Origin of the sequence: Pelistega suis, assembly GCF_013133795.1 — a bacterium.
GTDB classification, from domain to species: domain Bacteria; phylum Pseudomonadota; class Gammaproteobacteria; order Burkholderiales; family Burkholderiaceae_B; genus Taylorella; species Taylorella suis.
Genome location: NZ_JABGBN010000001.1, coordinates 1 through 19,535, shown reverse-complemented (window position 1 = coordinate 19,535; position 19,535 = coordinate 1). Strand labels below are relative to the sequence as shown.

Annotated in this window: 22 protein-coding genes; all 22 read right to left on the bottom strand. The window is 42.3% G+C overall.

The window, feature by feature from the left end:
* Positions 1 to 136: 136 nt before the first annotated feature.
* Positions 137 to 2,134: a choline BCCT transporter BetT gene (gene betT, locus HKX39_RS00110; protein WP_171679290.1), complete on the bottom strand. Its 1,998-nt coding sequence runs from the start codon at positions 2,132 to 2,134 to the stop codon at positions 137 to 139.
* Positions 2,135 to 2,163: 29 nt separating this feature from the next.
* Positions 2,164 to 3,849, bottom strand: a complete 1,686-nt coding sequence (gene betA / locus HKX39_RS00105; protein ID WP_171679289.1) for a choline dehydrogenase — start codon at positions 3,847 to 3,849, stop codon at positions 2,164 to 2,166.
* Positions 3,850 to 3,927: 78 nt separating this feature from the next.
* Positions 3,928 to 5,388, bottom strand: a complete 1,461-nt coding sequence (gene betB / locus HKX39_RS00100) for a betaine-aldehyde dehydrogenase (protein ID WP_216605005.1) — start codon at positions 5,386 to 5,388, stop codon at positions 3,928 to 3,930.
* A gap of 489 nt (positions 5,389 to 5,877) precedes the next feature.
* Positions 5,878 to 6,150 carry a 30S ribosomal protein S17 gene (gene rpsQ / locus HKX39_RS00095; RefSeq protein ID WP_171679287.1) on the bottom strand — a complete coding sequence of 91 codons (273 nt, stop codon included), beginning with the start codon at positions 6,148 to 6,150 and terminating at the stop codon, positions 5,878 to 5,880.
* Position 6,151: 1 nt separating this feature from the next.
* Positions 6,152 to 6,343 carry a 50S ribosomal protein L29 gene (gene rpmC / locus HKX39_RS00090; protein WP_159991439.1) on the bottom strand — a complete coding sequence of 64 codons (192 nt, stop codon included), beginning with the start codon at positions 6,341 to 6,343 and terminating at the stop codon, positions 6,152 to 6,154.
* A gap of 10 nt (positions 6,344 to 6,353) precedes the next feature.
* Positions 6,354 to 6,770 carry a 50S ribosomal protein L16 gene (gene rplP / locus HKX39_RS00085; protein ID WP_171679286.1) on the bottom strand — a complete coding sequence of 139 codons (417 nt, stop codon included), beginning with the start codon at positions 6,768 to 6,770 and terminating at the stop codon, positions 6,354 to 6,356.
* Between the two features lie 2 nt (positions 6,771 to 6,772).
* Entirely contained in the window at positions 6,773 to 7,555 is a 783-nt protein-coding gene (gene rpsC / locus HKX39_RS00080) for a 30S ribosomal protein S3 (RefSeq protein WP_171679285.1), read from the bottom strand.
* A 9-nt stretch (positions 7,556 to 7,564) separates the two neighbouring features.
* Complete coding sequence (gene rplV / locus HKX39_RS00075; RefSeq protein WP_171679284.1) at positions 7,565 to 7,894, bottom strand: 50S ribosomal protein L22; 330 nt, start codon at positions 7,892 to 7,894, stop codon at positions 7,565 to 7,567.
* A 3-nt stretch (positions 7,895 to 7,897) separates the two neighbouring features.
* Complete coding sequence (gene rpsS / locus HKX39_RS00070; protein WP_171679283.1) at positions 7,898 to 8,173, bottom strand: 30S ribosomal protein S19; 276 nt, start codon at positions 8,171 to 8,173, stop codon at positions 7,898 to 7,900.
* Positions 8,174 to 8,189: 16 nt separating this feature from the next.
* Positions 8,190 to 9,017, bottom strand: coding sequence for a 50S ribosomal protein L2 (gene rplB / locus HKX39_RS00065; protein ID WP_171679282.1), 828 nt, complete (start codon positions 9,015 to 9,017; stop codon positions 8,190 to 8,192).
* Position 9,018: 1 nt separating this feature from the next.
* Positions 9,019 to 9,321, bottom strand: a complete 303-nt coding sequence (rplW, locus tag HKX39_RS00060; RefSeq protein ID WP_171679281.1) for a 50S ribosomal protein L23 — start codon at positions 9,319 to 9,321, stop codon at positions 9,019 to 9,021.
* Positions 9,318 to 9,938, bottom strand: coding sequence for a 50S ribosomal protein L4 (gene rplD, locus HKX39_RS00055; RefSeq protein WP_171679280.1), 621 nt, complete (start codon positions 9,936 to 9,938; stop codon positions 9,318 to 9,320). The genes rplW and rplD overlap by 4 nt, the downstream gene beginning before the upstream one ends.
* Positions 9,938 to 10,627 carry a 50S ribosomal protein L3 gene (gene rplC, locus HKX39_RS00050; protein WP_171679279.1) on the bottom strand — a complete coding sequence of 230 codons (690 nt, stop codon included), beginning with the start codon at positions 10,625 to 10,627 and terminating at the stop codon, positions 9,938 to 9,940. Before rplC ends, rplD begins: the two co-directional genes overlap by 1 nt.
* Positions 10,628 to 10,931: 304 nt before the next feature.
* Complete coding sequence (locus HKX39_RS00045) at positions 10,932 to 12,107, bottom strand: DNA recombination protein RmuC (RefSeq protein ID WP_171679278.1); 1,176 nt, start codon at positions 12,105 to 12,107, stop codon at positions 10,932 to 10,934.
* A gap of 11 nt (positions 12,108 to 12,118) precedes the next feature.
* Positions 12,119 to 13,420 (bottom strand): MFS transporter, encoded by a 1,302-nt coding sequence (locus tag HKX39_RS00040; protein ID WP_171679277.1) that lies wholly within the window; start codon positions 13,418 to 13,420, stop codon positions 12,119 to 12,121.
* Entirely contained in the window at positions 13,417 to 13,800 is a 384-nt protein-coding gene (locus HKX39_RS00035; RefSeq protein WP_171679276.1) for a VOC family protein, read from the bottom strand. The genes HKX39_RS00040 and HKX39_RS00035 overlap by 4 nt, the downstream gene beginning before the upstream one ends.
* Before the next feature lie 247 nt (positions 13,801 to 14,047).
* Positions 14,048 to 14,836, bottom strand: coding sequence for a MetQ/NlpA family ABC transporter substrate-binding protein (locus HKX39_RS00030; protein ID WP_171679275.1), 789 nt, complete (start codon positions 14,834 to 14,836; stop codon positions 14,048 to 14,050).
* Between the two features lie 49 nt (positions 14,837 to 14,885).
* Positions 14,886 to 15,545: a methionine ABC transporter permease gene (locus HKX39_RS00025; RefSeq protein WP_171679274.1), complete on the bottom strand. Its 660-nt coding sequence runs from the start codon at positions 15,543 to 15,545 to the stop codon at positions 14,886 to 14,888.
* Positions 15,542 to 16,567 carry a methionine ABC transporter ATP-binding protein gene (locus HKX39_RS00020; RefSeq protein ID WP_171679273.1) on the bottom strand — a complete coding sequence of 342 codons (1,026 nt, stop codon included), beginning with the start codon at positions 16,565 to 16,567 and terminating at the stop codon, positions 15,542 to 15,544. Before HKX39_RS00020 ends, HKX39_RS00025 begins: the two co-directional genes overlap by 4 nt.
* Positions 16,568 to 16,873: 306 nt before the next feature.
* Entirely contained in the window at positions 16,874 to 18,175 is a 1,302-nt protein-coding gene (locus tag HKX39_RS00015; RefSeq protein WP_171679272.1) for an MFS transporter, read from the bottom strand.
* 234 nt (positions 18,176 to 18,409) lie between these two features.
* Positions 18,410 to 18,721, bottom strand: a complete 312-nt coding sequence (rpsJ, locus tag HKX39_RS00010; protein WP_171679271.1) for a 30S ribosomal protein S10 — start codon at positions 18,719 to 18,721, stop codon at positions 18,410 to 18,412.
* 123 nt (positions 18,722 to 18,844) lie between these two features.
* The coding region (locus tag HKX39_RS00005; RefSeq protein ID WP_246225934.1) for an EF-Tu C-terminal domain-related protein at positions 18,845 to 19,535 on the bottom strand (691 nt) is incomplete at its 5' end.

Sequence of the window (19,535 nt, the reverse complement as noted above, 5' to 3'; positions counted from 1 at the left end):
GGTTGAAGAAATGTCCCATCCAAAACTCTATCGACTGACGCCTCACCACAGAAAACTCAGTCCAGCAAATTTTTACAGTACGTTATTCAGTACTAGAGCCAACAATCTTGTTGGCTCTAGTGTTATAGACTAACGATTAGCGTTCAAAGTGCAAGAACTGCATATGGCGCTCATATTGATTAAGTACATCAATAATAATTTGCTCCTTAGTACAACCAAGAATATCATAGTCTTGGCTACCCTCAGCTAAGAAAACCTCTGCTCGATAATACATATCCTCATCATGAATAGCAGAAATATTTGCCGATTGCCCCAGTGCAAATACCGGCTTAATCGCTTTGACTAAACGTACTTGATAGAAGAAATCCACTTCTTCACCATGTAATACTTCAAGTTCCAAACGATCTTCTTCTTTGAGTAGCTTAATCGTCAGCCCTTTCTTCTCCAACTCAGAAGCCACATCCTCTAAGGCTGGATTCACATAATTCGCCATAAAGCGATAGGCTTCTTTCTTACCTGGGAATGATACCAAGCGATGTAAACGATTGCGCCAGTTATTACCACTATCCAACACAAGTGCCTTATCTACATGAACTGCTTTTCGTTTATTGCCCTCTTGACGTAAGCTCACCCACATTGAAATCATATAGGCAATTAAGACAAAAGAGAATGGCAAACCAGCCACGACAGAGACCGATTGCAAAGATGAAAAACCACCCGCGAATAATAAACCTAAGGTGACCAATCCTGTTGCTGCTGCCCAAAACAATCGCAACCAAATTGGGGCATCCACTTCTGCTGATAGATTTTTAGAACTTAAATTAGCTAAAACCAATGCACCAGAGTCTGCTGATGTTACAAAGAAAATTAGACCGATAATGACTCCCATCATTGACCATAATTTAGCATAAGGGTAATGTTCAAATAAGGCAAACATCCCCATTGCCGGCTCTTCTAGCGCTACTTTACCTAGATCTGCAGCCCCATTAGCAACCAACTCAATACCGCTATTACCAAAGATAGAGAACCAAGCAAAAATAAAGCCTAACGGAATAAACATCACACCAAACACAAACTCACGTAAGGTACGACCGCGCGAAATACGTGCAATAAACAACCCAACAAATGGTGCCCAAGCTACCCACCATGCCCAGAAGAAAATGGTCCACCAAGACTTCCACTCAGCGCCTTTTTCACCCTCATACGCATACACTTGGAATGTTTTACTGATAAGTGTTTGGAAATAGTCACCGATATTTTCAGTAAAGGTATTCAGTAAGTAAACCGTTGGCCCCATCACCAGCAAAGCGATTAATAAAACGGTAGCGCCCAGCATATTAATTTCAGATAGACGACGCACCCCTTTTTCCACACCTGACATAGCCGACAAAGCAGCGGCAGCCACTACACTGATAATAATCAGCGCCTGAACTGTCTTACTGTCTTCTATACCAAACATATGGCTGAGACCCGCATTGGCTTGTAATACGCCAATACCTAAACTCGTGGCAATACCCAATAAGGTACACACCACACCAAATGTATCAACGGTATAACCCAATGCCCCATTGACGCGTTTCTCACCAAATAAAGGCACTAAAGCACTACGTAAGGCTAAAGGCATATTCTTACGATACGCAAAATACGCTAAGGCCATACCGATTAAGGCGTAAATCCCCCATCCATGGAGCCCCCAATGTAAAAAAGCTTGAGGCAAAGCGGCTCTTGCTGCCTCTAAGGTTCCTCCCTCTCCCATTGGTGGAGCAAGGTAATGTGTTAAGGGCTCAGATACACCAAAGAACAACAAATCGATCCCAATACCTGCTGAGAAAAGCATAGCTGCCCATGCTAAAAAGGGGAAATCTGGCTTATCATGATCTTGCCCTAACTTAATATCACCATAACGTGATACACCAATAAACAAAGCAAAGATTCCATAAGCCGCCACTGCTAGCATGTAATACCAGCCAAAATAATCGGATACCCAGCGTAAAGCATTACCTAAAATCGCTTCACTCGTCACGGGAAATAAAATGGTCCCTAAAATTAAAGCGATAGTTCCTACTGAGGCAGTAATAAAAACAGTTTTATTCACCGTGGAGGTGCTATCTCCCTTAGATACACTCATTTGCATAGTCTTCTCCTTATTCTTTGTGTTTATGTTTAAACACTTCTTAGAGGTGTCCCTCTCACTGGACTACCATTAGCGACATAATAGGAGGCTGTCGATTTAGGTAACACACGTCCTCTCATAACATCTGCAATTTTTTCTGCCATCATAATCGTCGTGGCATTCAGATTGCCGGTAATAATATCGGGCATAATCGATGCATCCACAATACGTAATCCTTCGATACCATGCACGCGTCCTTGTGCATCAGTCACCGCATCATTTCCTTCACCCATCGCACATGTGCATGAAGGATGATAAGCGGTCTCCGCATGATTACGCACGTATTCATCTAACTCAGCATCGCTTTGTAAATGCTCTGCGGGTGTAATGACTTTGCCTCGATACGGATCAAGTGCAGGCTGATTCATAATCTCTCGTGTAATACGAATCGCAGCTCGGAATTCTTCCCAATCCTGCGCATGGCTCATATAGTTAAATAAGATGCTCGGATGCTCTGCTGGATTACGTGACTTTAATTTAATACGACCACGACTCAAAGAACGCATCGACCCCACATGAGCTTGGAAACTATGCGACTTACTTGCATTACGTCCGTCATAACGCACCGCTATCGGTAAAAAGTGATATTGAATATTTGGCCAAGCAAATTTCTCATGCGTACGGATAAACCCTCCGGCTTCAAAGTGATTGGTTGCACCAAGCCCCGTACCATTAAATAACCATTCTGCACCAATCTTAGGCTTATTCCACCAATGTGTCGCTGGTGCAATGGATACCGGTTGCGTACACTCATACTGCATGTACAACTCTAGATGGTCTTGTAAATTATTGCCCACACCCGGCAAATCAAGAATGACATTCACTCCGGCTTCTTGCAACCATTGACCTGGCCCCACACCACTGCGCTGAAGAATTTGTGGCGAAGCAATGGCTCCTGCACATAGCAAAACCTCTTTGTTGGCATCAATGCTATAAGCTTCGCCTTTATGCAGGAACTTAACACCTCGAGCACGCTTACCATCAAATAAAATCGTATCAGTCAACGCACCCGTCACAATCGTCAAACGGTCGCGATATTTTGCCATATCTAAATAGCCACGCGCTGTTGATGCCCGACGACCATTAGGGGTTACAAAACGATCCATCGGACCAAAGCCCTCTTGTTGATAACCATTTAAGTCTTCTGTACGTGGATAACCCGCATCCACACCTGCTTGAATCATCGCCTCAAACAAGGGATTAACATCGGCTTTGGCTGTCGTCACATGGATAGGACCATTGCCACCATGATAGTCATTTTCTCCAGCATCACGTTGTTCTGCTTTTTTAAAATAAGGTAAACAATCTAAATAAGTCCAATTTTCTAAACCCGGTTTTTTAGCCCAATGGTCAAAATCTAACGCATTGCCTCGGATATAACACATCCCATTAATTAAGGATGAGCCTCCAAGACCCTTGCCTCGTCCACAATCCATCACCCTATTATTCATATAAGGCTCTGGATCTGTTTTATACCCCCAGTTATAGGTCGTTCCCTGTAAAGGCATCGCTAAAGCGGCTGGCATTTGCGTTCTAAAATCCAAGCGATAATCAGGTAGACCTGCCTCTAACAACAATACTGAGACATTTTCGTCTTCTGTTAAGCGTGCAGCTAATACATTACCTGCACTCCCTGCACCAATAATGACATAATCATAAGCGGGTTTTAATTGCATTTTTTCTCCTATTCTTTGTCTGCGAATACACCTCGTCTGTCCATCTGATTTTTAGTGATAGACCCTTATATGTCTTGATTAAAATACAGAGGAGTATCTCGCTAATTCCACTTGCACTGATTTGGTCTGCGTATAATGCATAAGCGTTTGCACACCATTTTCGCGCCCAATACCTGACTGCTTATAGCCTCCCACAGGCATCTGTGCTGGCGACTCTCCCCATGCATTAATCCAACAAATACCTGCTTGAATTTGCCCAATAACACGATGGGCTGTTTGAATATTAGGTGTGACAACACCTGCGGCTAAACCATACGTTGTATTATTTGCTCGGACAATCACTTCTTCTTCTGTACTATAGGTCAGAATACTCATCACAGGGCCAAAGATTTCTTCTCGGCAAATGGTCATCTCGTCTAAGCAATCTGTAAAAACAGTCGGCTCGATAAAAGCCCCTTTGGCTAAGTCACCACCTGCTCGTCCCCCACCAATCAATAAAGTAGCCCCTTCTTGCTTACCTTTCTCAATATATGCCAAGACCTTTTCCATATGAGGAAAGCTCACTAAAGGACCAAAATTCGTATTTTCATCAAGGGGATTACCCATGCGGATACGTTGGACGCGTTCTACGACCTTTTGCTCAAACGCCTCTTTCTTAGTAAGAGGTACAAAAACACGCGTACCATTTGTACATACCTGACCCGAGCTGTAAAAGTTTGCCATCATGGCAATATCCGCAGCTAAATCTAAATCTGCATCCTCCATAATGATCAGAGGAGACTTGCCACCCAACTCCATCGTCACCTCTTTAAGACTCGACGATGCCGCTTGTGACATGACTGTTTTACCTGTACTCACGCCACCGGTAAAAGATACCTTAGCAATATCAGGATGTTGACTTAGGGCTGCGCCTACACGCCAGTCACCCTGTACGACATTGAATAGACCATCAGGAACACCAGCTTCTGTAAAGATTTCGGCGAGCTTTAAGGCACCTGTTGGCGTCACTTCACTCGGTTTGAAAATCATGGCATTACCTGCCGCTAATGCAGGGGCAGCTTTCCACATTGCAATCTGAATAGGATAGTTCCAAGCACCAATACCTGCAACGATACCAAGTGGCTCTTGACGGGTATACACAAAACTCGTTTCTCGCAAAGGAATTTGACGTCCCTCCAACATCGTTGCCAAACCTGCATAATACTCAATCACATCTGCACCAGTAACGATGTCTACATAAAGGGTTTCAGAAAGGGCTTTACCTGTATCTAAGGTTTCGATACGTGCTAACTCATCATTACGTTCACGTAATAAAGCAACGGCTTTTAATAAAATACGGCTACGTTCAACCGCCGTCATCGCCGCCCATATGCGTTGGGCTTTTTTAGCTGATTGAATAGCAAGATTAACTTCTTGTTCTGATGATTGTTGAACTTCTGAAAGTACCTCACCAGTCGCAGGATTAATATTCTTGAATCGTTCTGCTTGACTATCTTGCTCAACGTAACGACCATTGATATAAGCAGTGAGAATTGTCATAAGATACCTCTTTAAGTGATGTATTTCTTGTTCAGTCATAATCGACCGAATAGGATAAGCAAATTTACTTATTGAAACACTGCTTAGTGAAATACATTGCTGTACTTACACAGCAATACTGAAAGAGGTCAGCGTAAACTGAAAAAGACAACAGTCATCCACTGTAAACAGTGTTATACTGATTTTTTGAAATTTACTGCAATTAATGAAAATTAATATAAGTTTAAAGTATATTGTCGTAAGTTGTCAAATTACCCTCCAGCAACCCCTAAAGGGTTTTGGCGTAACAGCCCGCACAACCCCTAAAGGGTTTTGGCGTAACAGCCCGCATAACCCCTAAAGGGTTTTGGCGTAACAGCCCGCATAACCCCTAAAGGGTTTTGGCGTATCGCCTCCGACTACACCAACCCATCACTCTCCGGCGATACGCCGAAATAAAAAAGAGCCACCATTTCTGGCGGCTCTTTTCTTTTCGCTATTAGGCGTAAATTAGATTACGCGAACAGCTTCAATCAAACGTACAACACTCCACGATTTTGAGCGTGAAATTGGACGACCTTCAGCGATTTCTACTGTGTCGCCTTCGTTGTATTGATTGTTTTCATCGTGCGCTTTGTACTTGTTAGTACGGATGATGATTTTGCCATAGATTGGATGTTTAACACGGTTCTCAACTTGAACAACCACTGTTTTATCCATCTTGTTGCTTACCACTTTACCGATTAAAGTACGTTGGCGTTTTTCAGTTTGAGTTTGGCTCATATTACTTTCCTGCCTTTTCGGTCAATACAGTGCGTACACGAGCGATATCGCGACGTACTTTGCCTAACTGGCTTGTGTTAGAAAGTTGTTGAGTAGCACGCTGCATACGTAAGTTGAATTGTGCTTTCAACAAGTCCTCGAGCTCTTTATTTAGCTCGGTTGCGTCTTTTGAACGTAGTTCACTAGCTTTCATAAAGATCCCCTTAAGAACCTAGACGACGAACAACGAATGTCGTCGAAATAGGTAACTTGGCAGCTGCCAGACGGAATGCCTCACGTGCTAGCTCTTCGCTCACACCGTCCATTTCGTACAGAACTTTGCCTGGTTGAATTTCAGCGACCCAGTACTCTGGATTACCTTTACCGTTACCCATACGAACCTCAGCAGGTTTTTGCGAAATTGGTTTGTCTGGGAAGATACGAATCCAAATACGGCCACCACGTTTAATATGGCGAGTCATTGCACGACGTGCAGATTCGATTTGACGAGCTGTCAAACGACCACGACCAGTTGCTTTTAGACCGAAATCGCCAAAGTTTACGTCAGTACCACGAGTAGCTAGACCAGTATTACGGCCTTTCTGCTCTTTACGGTATTTTCTACGCGCTGGTGATAACATGCTTATTCTCCTTCTGCCGCAGGTGCTGCGTCAGCAGCTGGTTTGCGACCACGACCACGACCACCTGGACGACGTTGCTCAGTACGCTCACCACGAGGACGACGAGCGCGACGCTCTTCTTCACGAGGTGCTGTTACTTCAGCAGGCATTTCGCCATTTGGTAATAAATCGCCTTTGTAAACCCATACTTTGATACCGATGATACCGTAAGTAGTTTGAGCTTCTGATGTAGCGTAATCAATAATTGCACGTAATGTATGTAGAGGTACACGACCTTCACGATACCATTCTGTACGAGCAATCTCGATACCGTTCAAACGACCAGATGCAGCTACTTTGATACCTTGTGCACCAGCACGCATTGCATTTTGCATAGCACGCTTCATAGCACGACGGAACATAATACGCTTTTCAAGTTGTTGTGCAATAGAATCCGCGATTAATTGCGCATCAACGTCTGGTTTACGAATCTCTTCGATATTCACATGAACAGGAACGCCCATTAAACGTTGCAAATCTGCTTTTAGTGAATCGATATCGTCACCGCCTTTACCAATGATAACGCCAGGACGAGATGAGAATACAGTAATACGAGCATTCTTAGCTGGACGCTCGATTAATACACGACCAACTGAAGCTGCTTTAAGTTTGCGCTTCAAGTACTCGCGTACACGAATGTCTTCCGCTAACATTGAGCTGAACTCTGTATCTTCAGCAAACCAGCGAGAATTCCAGTTACGGGTTACAGCGAGACGGAACCCTGTAGGGTGAACTTTTTGACCCATTATGACTCCTTAAGCACCAACTTTAACCACGATGTGGCAAGTTTGCTTCTCAATACGGTTACCGCGGCCTTTAGCACGAGCGGAGAATCGCTTCATTGACTGAGCTTTGTCAACATAGATTGTTGTTACTTTTAACTCATCAATATCAGCACCATTGTTGTGCTCAGCGTTTGCAATTGCAGACTCTAAAGCTTTTTTAATGATGCCAGCGGCTTTTTTCTGTGTGAATGTTAAGATATTTAACGCTTGAGCCACAGACTTACCACGGATTAAATCCGCAACAAGACGTGTTTTTTGCGCTGAAATATGAACACCACGAACTACAGCTGTTGTTTCCATCGCTTACCTCTTAGACTTTTTGTCCGCAGCATGACCCTTGTATGTACGAGTATGCGCGAATTCGCCAAGCTTATGACCAACCATATTTTCGTTAACATAAACCGGAACGTGTTGACGACCGTTATGTACAGCGATTGTCAATCCGATAAAATCAGGAAGGATGGTTGAACGACGCGACCAAGTTTTGATCGGCTTTTTATCTTTACCTTCGATAGCAGCTTCTACCTTTTTGATAAGGTGAGCATCTACGAAAGGACCTTTTTTAATTGAACGTGACATAATATATTACCGTCCCTTATTTACGCTTACGACGTGAGACAATCATATTGTCTGTACGTTTGTTACGGCGAGTTTTGTAACCTTTAGCTGGAGTACCCCATGGGCTAACAGGTTCACGAGCTTCACCAGTACGGCCTTCACCACCACCATGTGGGTGATCAACCGGGTTCATTGCTACACCACGTACTGTCGGGCGGATACCGCGCCAACGTACTGCACCGGCTTTACCGATTTGACGTAAGCTATGTTCACCGTTGCTCACTTCACCGATCGTTGCACGGCAATCAATGTGAACTAAACGAACTTCACCTGAACGTAAACGTACTTGAGCGTAGATACCTTCACGAGCCATTAATACAGCAGAAGCACCTGCTGAACGAACTAGCTGAGCACCTTTACCTGGTTGTAATTCGATGCAGTGAATAGTAGAACCTACTGGAATGTTGCGAATTGGCATTGTATTACCTACACGGATAGGCACTTCTTTACCAGACTCAACAACCGCACCTACTTCTAAGTTACGAGGAGCAATGATATAACGACGCTCACCATCAGCATAGCAAACTAATGCAATGTGTGCTGTACGGTTTGGATCGTATTCAATACGCTCAACTTTAGCAGGGATACCATCTTTATTGCGACGGAAGTCAACAATACGGTAGTGAGATTTATGACCACCACCACGATGACGTACAGTAATATGACCGTTATTGTTACGGCCAGAACTACGTTTTTTAGACTCTAATAACGCAGCAAATGGAGCACCTTTGTGTAGACCAGGTGTAACTACCTTGATCATGCCACGGCGACCAGCTGACGTTGGTTTCATTTTAACTAATGCCATCTTAGTTCACCTCCGAAAAGTCAAGCTCTTGACCTTTTTTGAGCGAAACGTAAGCGATACGGTTATTACGACGACGACCAACATAACGGCCAGTACGTTTAACTTTACCTTTACGGTTCAGAACAGAGACAGACTCAACTTCTACTTTAAAAAGCATTTCAACAGCTGCTTTAATTTCTGGTTTAGTTGCATCAGAAGCCACACGTAAAGCGATTTGTGGTTTCGCGCCAGATTCAGCAATAAATGTTGCTTTTTCTGTGATGACTGGAGCCAGAATTACTTGCAATAAACGTTCTGCTTTCATCCTAAGATCTCCTCAAATTGAGCGATAGCTGCTTTAGTAATTAACACTTTTTTGTAGTGTACTAAAGATAGCGGATCAGCGTAACGAGGCTCAACAACAGCAACGTGTGGTAGGTTACGAGTCGCTAAGTAAGTGTTCTCGTCTACTGAATCAGTAATCACTAATACTGAGTCTAAACCCATTGCTTTTAATTTTGTTGCAGCCAATTTTGTTTTAGGGGTATCGAATGTGAATGAATCCACAACTGCGATACGGTCTTCACGAGCTAATTGTGACAAGATTGAACGGATACCTGCACGGTACATTTTCTTGTTCACTTTTTGGCTAAAGTTCTCGTCTGGAGAGTTAGGGAACGTACGACCACCTCCACGCCATAATGGTGAAGAAGACATACCAGCACGCGCACGGCCTGTACCTTTTTGGCGCCATGGTTTTTTAGTCGTGTGTTTAACGTCCGCACGATCTTTTTGAGCACGGTTACCACTACGTGCATTAGCTTGGTAAGCTACTACGACTTGGTGGATTAATGCTTCATTGAACTCGCGACCGAAAATTGTATCTGGAGCGCTAACAGTTGCGCTAGATTGACCTTGTTCATTTAGGAGCTTAAGATCCATTATTTGGCTCCTTTAGCAGACATTTTGATTGCCGGTAGAACAACGATGTCAGAGTTTTTATGGCCAGGAACAGCGCCCTTAACCAATAATAAACCACGCTCAGCGTCTACACGAACGATATCAAGATTTTGAACAGTACGAGTCACGTCACCCATGTGACCTGACATGCGCTTACCAGGGAAAATACGACCAGGGTCTTGTGCTTGACCGATAGAGCCAGGAACACGGTGCGAACGAGAGTTACCGTGTGAAGCACGTTGAGAACCGAAGTTGTGACGCTTGATAGTACCTGCAAAACCTTTACCGATTGTTGTACCTTGAACGTCTACTTTTTGACCTGCTTCAAACACGCTTTCAACAGGCACAACAGCACCCGCTGTGAATTCAGCTGCTTTAGCAGGATCTAAACGGAACTCTTTAAGGATTGAACCAGCTTCAACGCCAGCTTTAGCATAGTGACCAGCTTGAGCTTTAGTCACACGAGTTGCACGGCGAGTACCGTAAGCAACTTGAACTGCTGCATAGCCATCAGTTTCAACAGACTTAACTTGAGTAACGCGGTTGTTTGATACGTCTAATACTGTTACTGGGATAGACTCGCCTTCCTCAGTAAAAATACGCATCATGCCAACTTTGCGACCCACTAGTCCTAACCGATGAGCGGCAGGTGTAGGTGTCGTATTCGACATCATTTTCTCCAATATCTCACTACGATTGGTGAGACTCTAAATATTAATTAATTAAAGCACCTAAGCCTATGATTTAAAAAGACAATCATAAGAAAAAAGCACAATATTACTTATCTAACCTTAATGGTTAGCCTACTAATTTAACACTTTTCCTAGTTTTCCACAATAGAGAGTATCGAAAATTGTTGTAAAAATCCCTTTTTTTCAATACTTTATCGAAGTCCTCAAAAAAAGTTGGGCATTTTTTGAGCAATTTATCAGGTGCTGGTGATAAGAAAGTGATCTCTCTCTGACCTCTTTTAACTCAATCTTTTGATAATGACTGCAGTTTATCGGTTTCGGCGACAATATCAATACCTCCCAGCTCGGGCATTACTTTGACACTCTTAGCTGAGAGCCGCTGAAACTTATCTAACTTAGATACGAGACCTTGTTGTCCTGCAAAGCTTGTCATCGCTTGGTTATAAACCTTATTGGCATTATTAAGTGCCGTACCTAATCTAGATAAATGCTCTGCCACCGTTACCAACTGATTATAAGTATCCACGGCCCTATCTCCAATCTCTTGTAATTCTCGATGACTGTTAGAGAGCATCCACACATTTGCTACTGTACGCAAAGTCGGCAACAAACTAGTCTGCGATACCAAGACAACACCTTTTGCATAAGCATATTGAAAAAGCTCCTCGTCTTGACGTAACGCCTCAACATAAGCCGCTTCAATCGGCATAAACATCATCACAAACCCGACAGACTGGATATCAGGCAATCCGGCATAATCTTTGCGTGCCAAATCATCAACATGTGCACGAACATCTTTTACTAATTGCTTCAAGTAACGCTCAACTCTCTGCGAATTAGCTTCAGCAACTGCTTGTTGATAGGCTGCTAAAGAAACCTTACTGTCGATAATCAGCTGTCTACCTTCTGGCAACGCAACCACTACATCAGGAATTAAGCGTTCACCTTGCTGATTTTTAAAATGCGGCTGTGTAAAGTAATTCACCTCTTTCTGCAAACCTGCATGCTCCAAGGCAGTTTCTAACTGCAACTCTCCCCAATTGCCTAAGACCTTCTTATTCCCTTTTAGTGCCTGTGCCAGTTGTTGAGCATCTTCACCCATCTTGATATTGGCTTGCATCATTTGCTGTACTTGCTGTTGTAGAGCAGCTTGTCCCATCATTGACTGTGTATGAATATCATTAACACGTCGATGAAACTGATGTAACTGTTCTTTAAATGGCTGCAAAATCTGTTGAATATTTTTTTGTGCTTGTTGCTCTTGTTGCAACTGATGCAAGGTTTGTTGTGCACTCAATAAATCATTCTCAGTATCCTGTAACGCACGCTCTAAAACAGCAATTTGTGTTCTAGCCCTTGCGACACTTAATTGTCGCCAAAAAAAGAGTAAGATTACCAACAGCAATAGCACCGCTAATAAGGTTAGGTAATTTGCCTGCAAAAAGCTATCTAAGCTCATTCTCTTCCCTTCTATCGTTGATACAAATATTGCTTCAATAACAAGCATATAGCCATAATCGCCGCTGGAACCGCTAAACTCAAAAACACCTGTTCAATACTAAACTCACGTCGCACTAATTCTGCCACTAAATAAGAACCTGCGACACCACCAAAGCGACCAATCCCCATCATCCACGACACCCCGGTAGTCCGTCCTTGCGTAGGATAGAATAAAGCTGCCACCGTCGGCAACGAAGCCTGTAAAGTATTCATCACAATCCCGGCAAACAGCACCACCACAATTAAAACCACAATACCCCATTGCAAACTCCACCCCATCATTGCAATACTCATCATGGTTAATAGTGCAAGAAAAGCATTTAAATAATTCACATTGTAGCGATCCATGAGATAACCACTTGCAATCGCTCCCAGTCCACCTAACGCAAATAAACCCACGATTTGTTTAGCCACTGCAGCACTCATCACCTGCTCTAACAATACGGGCATCCAATTAATCACACCATAAAAGATGATTAAGCCCATAAAATAACAAATCCACAAAAGCACTGAACCAATAATATATTGTCGAGACAAGACAAGTCTTACTCCTTGCCCTAGAACGTTTCCTTGCTCTTGTAAACTGAAGTCCACAACATCCAAATCATGCCCTTTAAATTTCCTCAAAATCGCTTGTATACGTGACTGCATATTCGGCTTGGATGATAAAAAGCGCACGGATTCGGGAATCATAAAAAGCATCAAAACACTTAATACCAGAGGAAATACACCACCAAAAACCAAGGTAGAACGCCATCCAAAAGCAGGAATCAGATAACTCGCGATAAAACCACCTAATGCCGCACCTAGTGGAAAACCACAAAACATCGTATTCACAATACGCGCACGTTGATGTTGAGGACAATACTCTGATAGTAAAGTTACCGCATTAGGCATCGCTGCCCCTAAGCCAATCCCCGTGATAAAACGCCAACGTTCTAAAGCAACCAAACTATCTACCTGAGCAGAAATCAAGCTACCTATGGAGAAAAGTGCCACTGAGGCAATCAATAAATACTTTCGTCCAAAACGGTCAGCAATTGGACCACTACTAATCGCACCGCAAGCCAAACCAAATAAAGCGGCACTTAATACCGGCGCCAAATCTGGTCGCGATATCCCCCACTCTTGCACAAGACTAGGGGCAATATAGCCTATGACAGCCGTATCATAGCCATCAAAAAAAGCCACTAAAAAAGTCATGATAAAAATCAGTTTTTGATAGCCTGAAAAAGGGGTCTGGTTGATATAGTCTTGGATGGAGAGTTTCATTTACTATACGCACTCACTTCAATAAGGTTCCCATCTGGATCACGAAAATAAATTGACTGGATAGGACCCAAAGCACCTGTTCTCGGAACAATCCCATCAATGATATCCACTTGCTTTTCCTGCAACTCACGCAATACACTTTCAATAGGCGTACTAGTGATAAAACAAAGGTCAGCGCTTCCGCAAATAGCGTGCTGTGCCTTAGGCTCAATCTCATGACCTTTTAGATGTAAATTAATCTTTTGCTGTCCGTAATGCAAGGCAACTCTACCCTCACCGAACGTTTTTGCTTGCATACCTAAAATGCTTGTATAAAACTGAACGGTTCGTTGAATATCAGCTACTGTTAATACAAAATGATCTAAACGTTCGATATTCATTGTTTATCCTTTTATAAAAAACAAATTATAAAGCAAGCTTTTCACTATTTGACGATGACAAGTCAATCCTTTTAATCAACATAAGCATAAATCTTCTTGGCTTTTACTCTGAAGCAAAGAGAACTTCATCACTTTACAGAGAAAGTTTCATACAAAAACCGCTGAGAAGTTATTCTCCTCAGCGGTCAATCTATTGTGTTTTGAAAGGCATGGGCTACTTATACTAGCTCACCCATGTAACCTCAACTTATTCAAATGCAGGTACTACAGCACCAGCGTATTTGTCTTCAATGAATTTCTTCACTTCTGGCGTTTGTAAGGCTTTTACTAACGCTTTCACTTCTGCGGATTCCGCTTTTTCTGGTGTTGTTGCGACTAAGTTAGCGTATGGAGACTCTGCATCCTCAATAAATAACGCTTCTTGAGTTGGTTTTAGACCCGCTTCTAAAGCATAGTTAGCATTGATTAACGCGAATGTTACATCGTCTAATACGCGCGGTAACGTTGCCGCTTCTAACTCTTTAAATTTTAATTTTTTAGGATTCTCAACCACATCAGCTGCTGTTGCTAATAAGTTGCTTGGGTCTTTTAGCTTAATTAAACCTTGTTTTTGGATTAATAATAATGCACGAGCACCATTTGATGGGTCATTAGGAATTGCCACTACAGCACCCTCAGGGATAGCATCACCTTTTTTCAACTTTTTAGAGTAAGCACCGAAAGGTTCTACATGCACTAAGCCCACACCTACTAAGTTAGTTTTACGCTCTTTGTTAAACGTTTCTAAGTAAGGACGGTGTTGGAAGAAGTTTGCATCGATGGCTTTATCGAATACTTGTTGGTTAGGTTGTACATAGTCAGTAAATACTTTAATGTCTAACTCAATACCGTCTTTAGCTAAAACAGGTTTAACCTGCTCAAGAATTTCAGCATGAGGAATTGGTGTTGCAGCTACGCTTAATTTTGTCGCTGCTTGTGCGCCAGTTGCTAAGAAACCAGCTAGTGCTACTGCACCAAATAATTGTGATAATTTCATAGAATTACTCCTTAAATAATGTTGAATTAAAAATACTTTAAATATAGATTTATTTACGCATGAGTTTTTTTACAAGGAAGTCACCTATCATCTGAATGAGTTGCACTAACACAATCAGAATAATGACGGTCACTACCATCATGTCTGTTTGATAACGTTGATAACCAAAGCGAATGGCAATATCACCTAAGCCACCGCCGCCAATAACACCTGACATGGCCGAATAACTGACTAATGCAATAGCTGTCACCACAACAGCACTAATGATACCTGTAAGTGATTCTGGCAATAACGCCCACAATACTGTCTGACGAGGTGTTGCCCCCATCGCCTTACTCGCCTCGCTGATACCTGGATCCAGTTCACGCAATACGTTCTCTACAAGACGAGCAAAGAAAGGCGCTGCACCTACCACAAGCGGAGGAATCGATCCCGGTACACCTAAAGCACTGCCCATAATCCAGCGTGTGAATGGGATAAGCACAATTAATAAAATCAGGAACGGTACTGACCGCAACACATTGACGATAAATGACAATGTTTGGTAAACCGGCTTATTTTCCAACAATTGTCGTTCACTCGTCAGAAATAAATAAACGCCCAATGGTAAACCAATAATCACAGTAAATAATAACGACCACCCTGTCATTAACAAGGTATCAATGGTCGCTTCACCAACGATGCTCCAATTAATGTTTGACCAATTCATGCTTGTAATACCTCAAAGTCTACATTCTTCTCTTCAAAAAAGGCTTTCATTTTAGCCTTAGCTTGTTCTGCTGGGGTATGCTCAGGGTAGTTCACCACAATCACCAACTGACCAAATGGTGTATCCTTAATCTTACCGACCGAACCTTGAAGAATACTGAGGTTAAGTTCAAGTTCACGACTGATATGACTTAATAGAGGCTCTGCAGCGGCAACGCCATGATAAGTTAAACGAATAACATCACCATGAACATTGTCAGAAAATAGCTTCCAAGCATCTGCATCCACACCACTCTCGCTCAGTAAGGCTTTTGTCGTGCTATGTTGTGGGTGTAAAAATACATTAACCACCTCACCTAGCTCAACAATCTTACCTCCATCGATGACAGCCACCTCATCACACACATTACGAATCACATCCATACTATGCGTAATTAAAACAATCGTAATGCCAAGCTTTTGATTAATCTCATTGAGCAACGCTAACACAGATTGTGTAGTTTCAGGATCTAATGCACTCGTTGCTTCATCACATAATAAAATTTTAGGCTCAGTTGCCAAAGCACGTGCAATACCAACTCGTTGTTTCTGACCACCTGACAACTGGCGAGGATATTTATGCACATGATCCTCTAGACCGACTAGCTTTAATAACTCTAAAGCACGCGCTTTACGACTCTCTTTATCCACACCGGCGATGCGTAAAGGATAAATAACATTATCTAAAACCGTTCTTGAGTTCAATAGGTTAAAGTGCTGGAACACCATCCCAATTTGATGACGTAATTTGCGCAATTCATCAACGGACAGTTTGGTAATATCTGTCCCATCAACAATAACCTCTCCTTGATCTGGGCGCTCTAATAAATTAATCATGCGGATAAGCGTTGATTTACCCGCACCTGAACGACCGATAATACCAAAGACCTTACCTGCCTCGATATTTAAATCAATGCCTTGTAAAGCATGTAAGACTTTTTCTTTCGTCTTAAAGTACTTATGAATATTTTTAATCTGAATCAAGATAAAACCCTACTGATATGCTATGTGTGTGAGAGTTTTTACTCTTCTTCATGGCTCTCACAACGTATAACTTTATTGAATGAGTTGGGTGTATATTATCACCTCTAGTAATATATTCAACTATTTGCATATAACAAAAAGAAATAAACAATTATTTATTATTTTCTTTTAAGTTATATATTAGTTTTACTCATAAAAAAGCCCTGATGGTCTGAACTACCCATCATAAACATCCAACTTATGGAGGAAGTTTAATAGTCAGTTCCAGTCATCAGGACTTCGTCTAGAAAGGTGCTATGCCCCTACTCAATGAGGAATCTCAGCATCCGCTCGCTTACCAAGAATAATAGCCGCGATTAAACCAATAGCCAAACCACCCATTACATAATAAGTAGGCGCTAAAGGTGATTGGGTTTGTTGAATCAACCAAGTCACAAAGAATTGCGCAAATCCGCCTAATACCAATACCGCTACATTATAAGAAATTGACATCCCTAGAGAACGCACTTTGGTTGGGAACAATACCGCCATGACGGTACTAAACACTGAGAAGAAGCACGCCGTAAAGACACCCACAATTAATTGAAGAATCATTAATCGCTCAATAGAAGGAGCCGCTACCAACCATGAATATACAGGGTACATCGACACCAAAAATAAGCCTAATGAGACTTTTAACATTAAGGCTTTACTTATCTTGTCTGATAATAAACCAAATAATGGCGTCAGAATCACCACCCATAAAGCGCCTAATAATTGCACTTGGAAGGTTTCTTGTAAAGGTAGACCTAAAATACGCGTTGAAAAGGTAACCAAGTAAGTAAAGGTGATATATACCGTTACCGTCGCTGCGGCGACTAAACCAATACCGATAAGAATCTCACGCCACGATTGCATTAATGCCTCAGTCATTGTCACACGTTGTTGCATGCCTTTCTGCGCATTTTCTGCTTGAGCTTCTTTGAACGTATCTGTTTCCTCTAAACGGTTACGGATATAGACGGCTACTGGGATAATCAATAAACCAAACAGAAAAGGAATGCGCCATGCCCATGCTTGAATTTCTTCTTGTGTAAACAATGCCGTCGTTAAGGTACCTGCTCCAGCACCAATGAGTAAGCCCATCATTTGACCGGTCATTTGCCATGAGCCGTAAAATCCTCGACGATTAGGTGGAGCCATTTCAATTAATAACGCGGTCGCTGTACCAAATTCACCACCAGCAGAAAAACCCTGAATCAAACGTGCTACCAACACAACCAAGGGAGCTAATACCCCAATCGTCGCATAAGACGGTGTCACCGTAATCAATGCTAAGGAAATCGCCATCAGCGTTGTCACTAATACCATCGCTGCTTTACGTCCTTTTTTATCGGCATAAAGACCAATGAGTACGCCACCCACAGGACGCATAAAGAATCCCACACCAAAAATAGCCGTCATATAAAGAATTTCATTTAAACTATTGGCTTCACCTTCAGGAATAGGAAAGAAGACTTTAGAAATAATCGGGGTCATAAAGGCAAAGACTAAAAAGTCATACCATTCCAAGGCATTCCCGATAATAGCAGCGGCTAGATTCCGCATTTTAGATGTTTGTTGTGACATATCAATCCTCTCAATCATTCAAACTTAAAGTTATTGCATGTGTATATAGTTTTATATTTCCAATTGTAACTGATACAATAACATTTAACTATAAGGATTTTCCATATAGTTATTTTATAATTAAAGCAAATATATTCTTCTTATCAATGCAGGATACTCTTATTCTGAGCATCCCTTCGTCTAAAAACAAAAAAGCCGCACAATTTGTGCGGCTCATTGCTTCAATAATTAGGATTATTGTAAAGCGATTTCTACGTCAACACCAGCTGGTAAGTCTAAACGCATTAATGCGTCAACTGTTTTGTCTGTTGGATCAACGATGTCCATTAGACGTTGGTGTGTACGGATTTCGAATTGGTCACGTGATGTTTTATTTACGTGTGGAGAACGTAAAACGTCGTAACGTTTGATGCGTGTTGGTAGTGGTACTGGACCATGAACTACTGCACCTGTACGTTTCGCTGTATCAACGATTTCAGCAGCTGATTGATCGATTAATTTGTAATCAAACGCTTTTAAACGAATACGAATTTTTTGGTTTTTCATTTGAATAATCCTAAAGAACAGATTTAAAGAACAATAATAAAAGAACGATTTTATTATGTGACAAACACGACCATCCCGAAAGATGGTCGTGCTAGTCTAAGCAACTATACTAAAGCGTATAAATTACTTAGTGATTTTAGATACAACGCCAGCGCCTACTGTACGACCGCCTTCACGAATCGCAAAACGTAGACCTTCTTCCATCGCGATCGGAGCGATTAATTCAACTTCCATCGCTACGTTATCGCCTGGTAATACCATCTCTTTGTCCGCTGGTAATGTAATTGTACCTGTTACGTCCGTTGTACGGAAGTAGAACTGTGGACGGTAACCTTGGAAGAATGGTGTGTGACGACCACCCTCTTCTTTCGAAAGGATATACACCTCTGCTGAGAAGTTTGTGTGTGGCTTGATTGAACCTGGTTTCGCTAATACTTGACCACGCTCTACGTCTTCACGCTTAGTACCACGTAGTAATAAACCTACGTTGTCACCCGCTTGACCTTCGTCTAGTAACTTACGGAACATCTCAACGCCTGTACACGTTGTTTTTGCTGTTTCGCGGATACCTACGATTTCAATCTCTTCACCCACTTTAATGATACCACGCTCAATACGGCCTGTTACCACTGTACCACGACCTGAAATAGAGAATACGTCCTCTACTGGCATCAAGAATGTACCATCAACTGCACGCTCTGGTGTTGGGATGTATGAGTCTAACGCTTCAGCTAACGCTAAAATCGCTTGCTTACCTAAAGGACCTTCGTCGCCCTCTAACGCTAATTTAGCAGAACCTTTAACGATTGGTGTA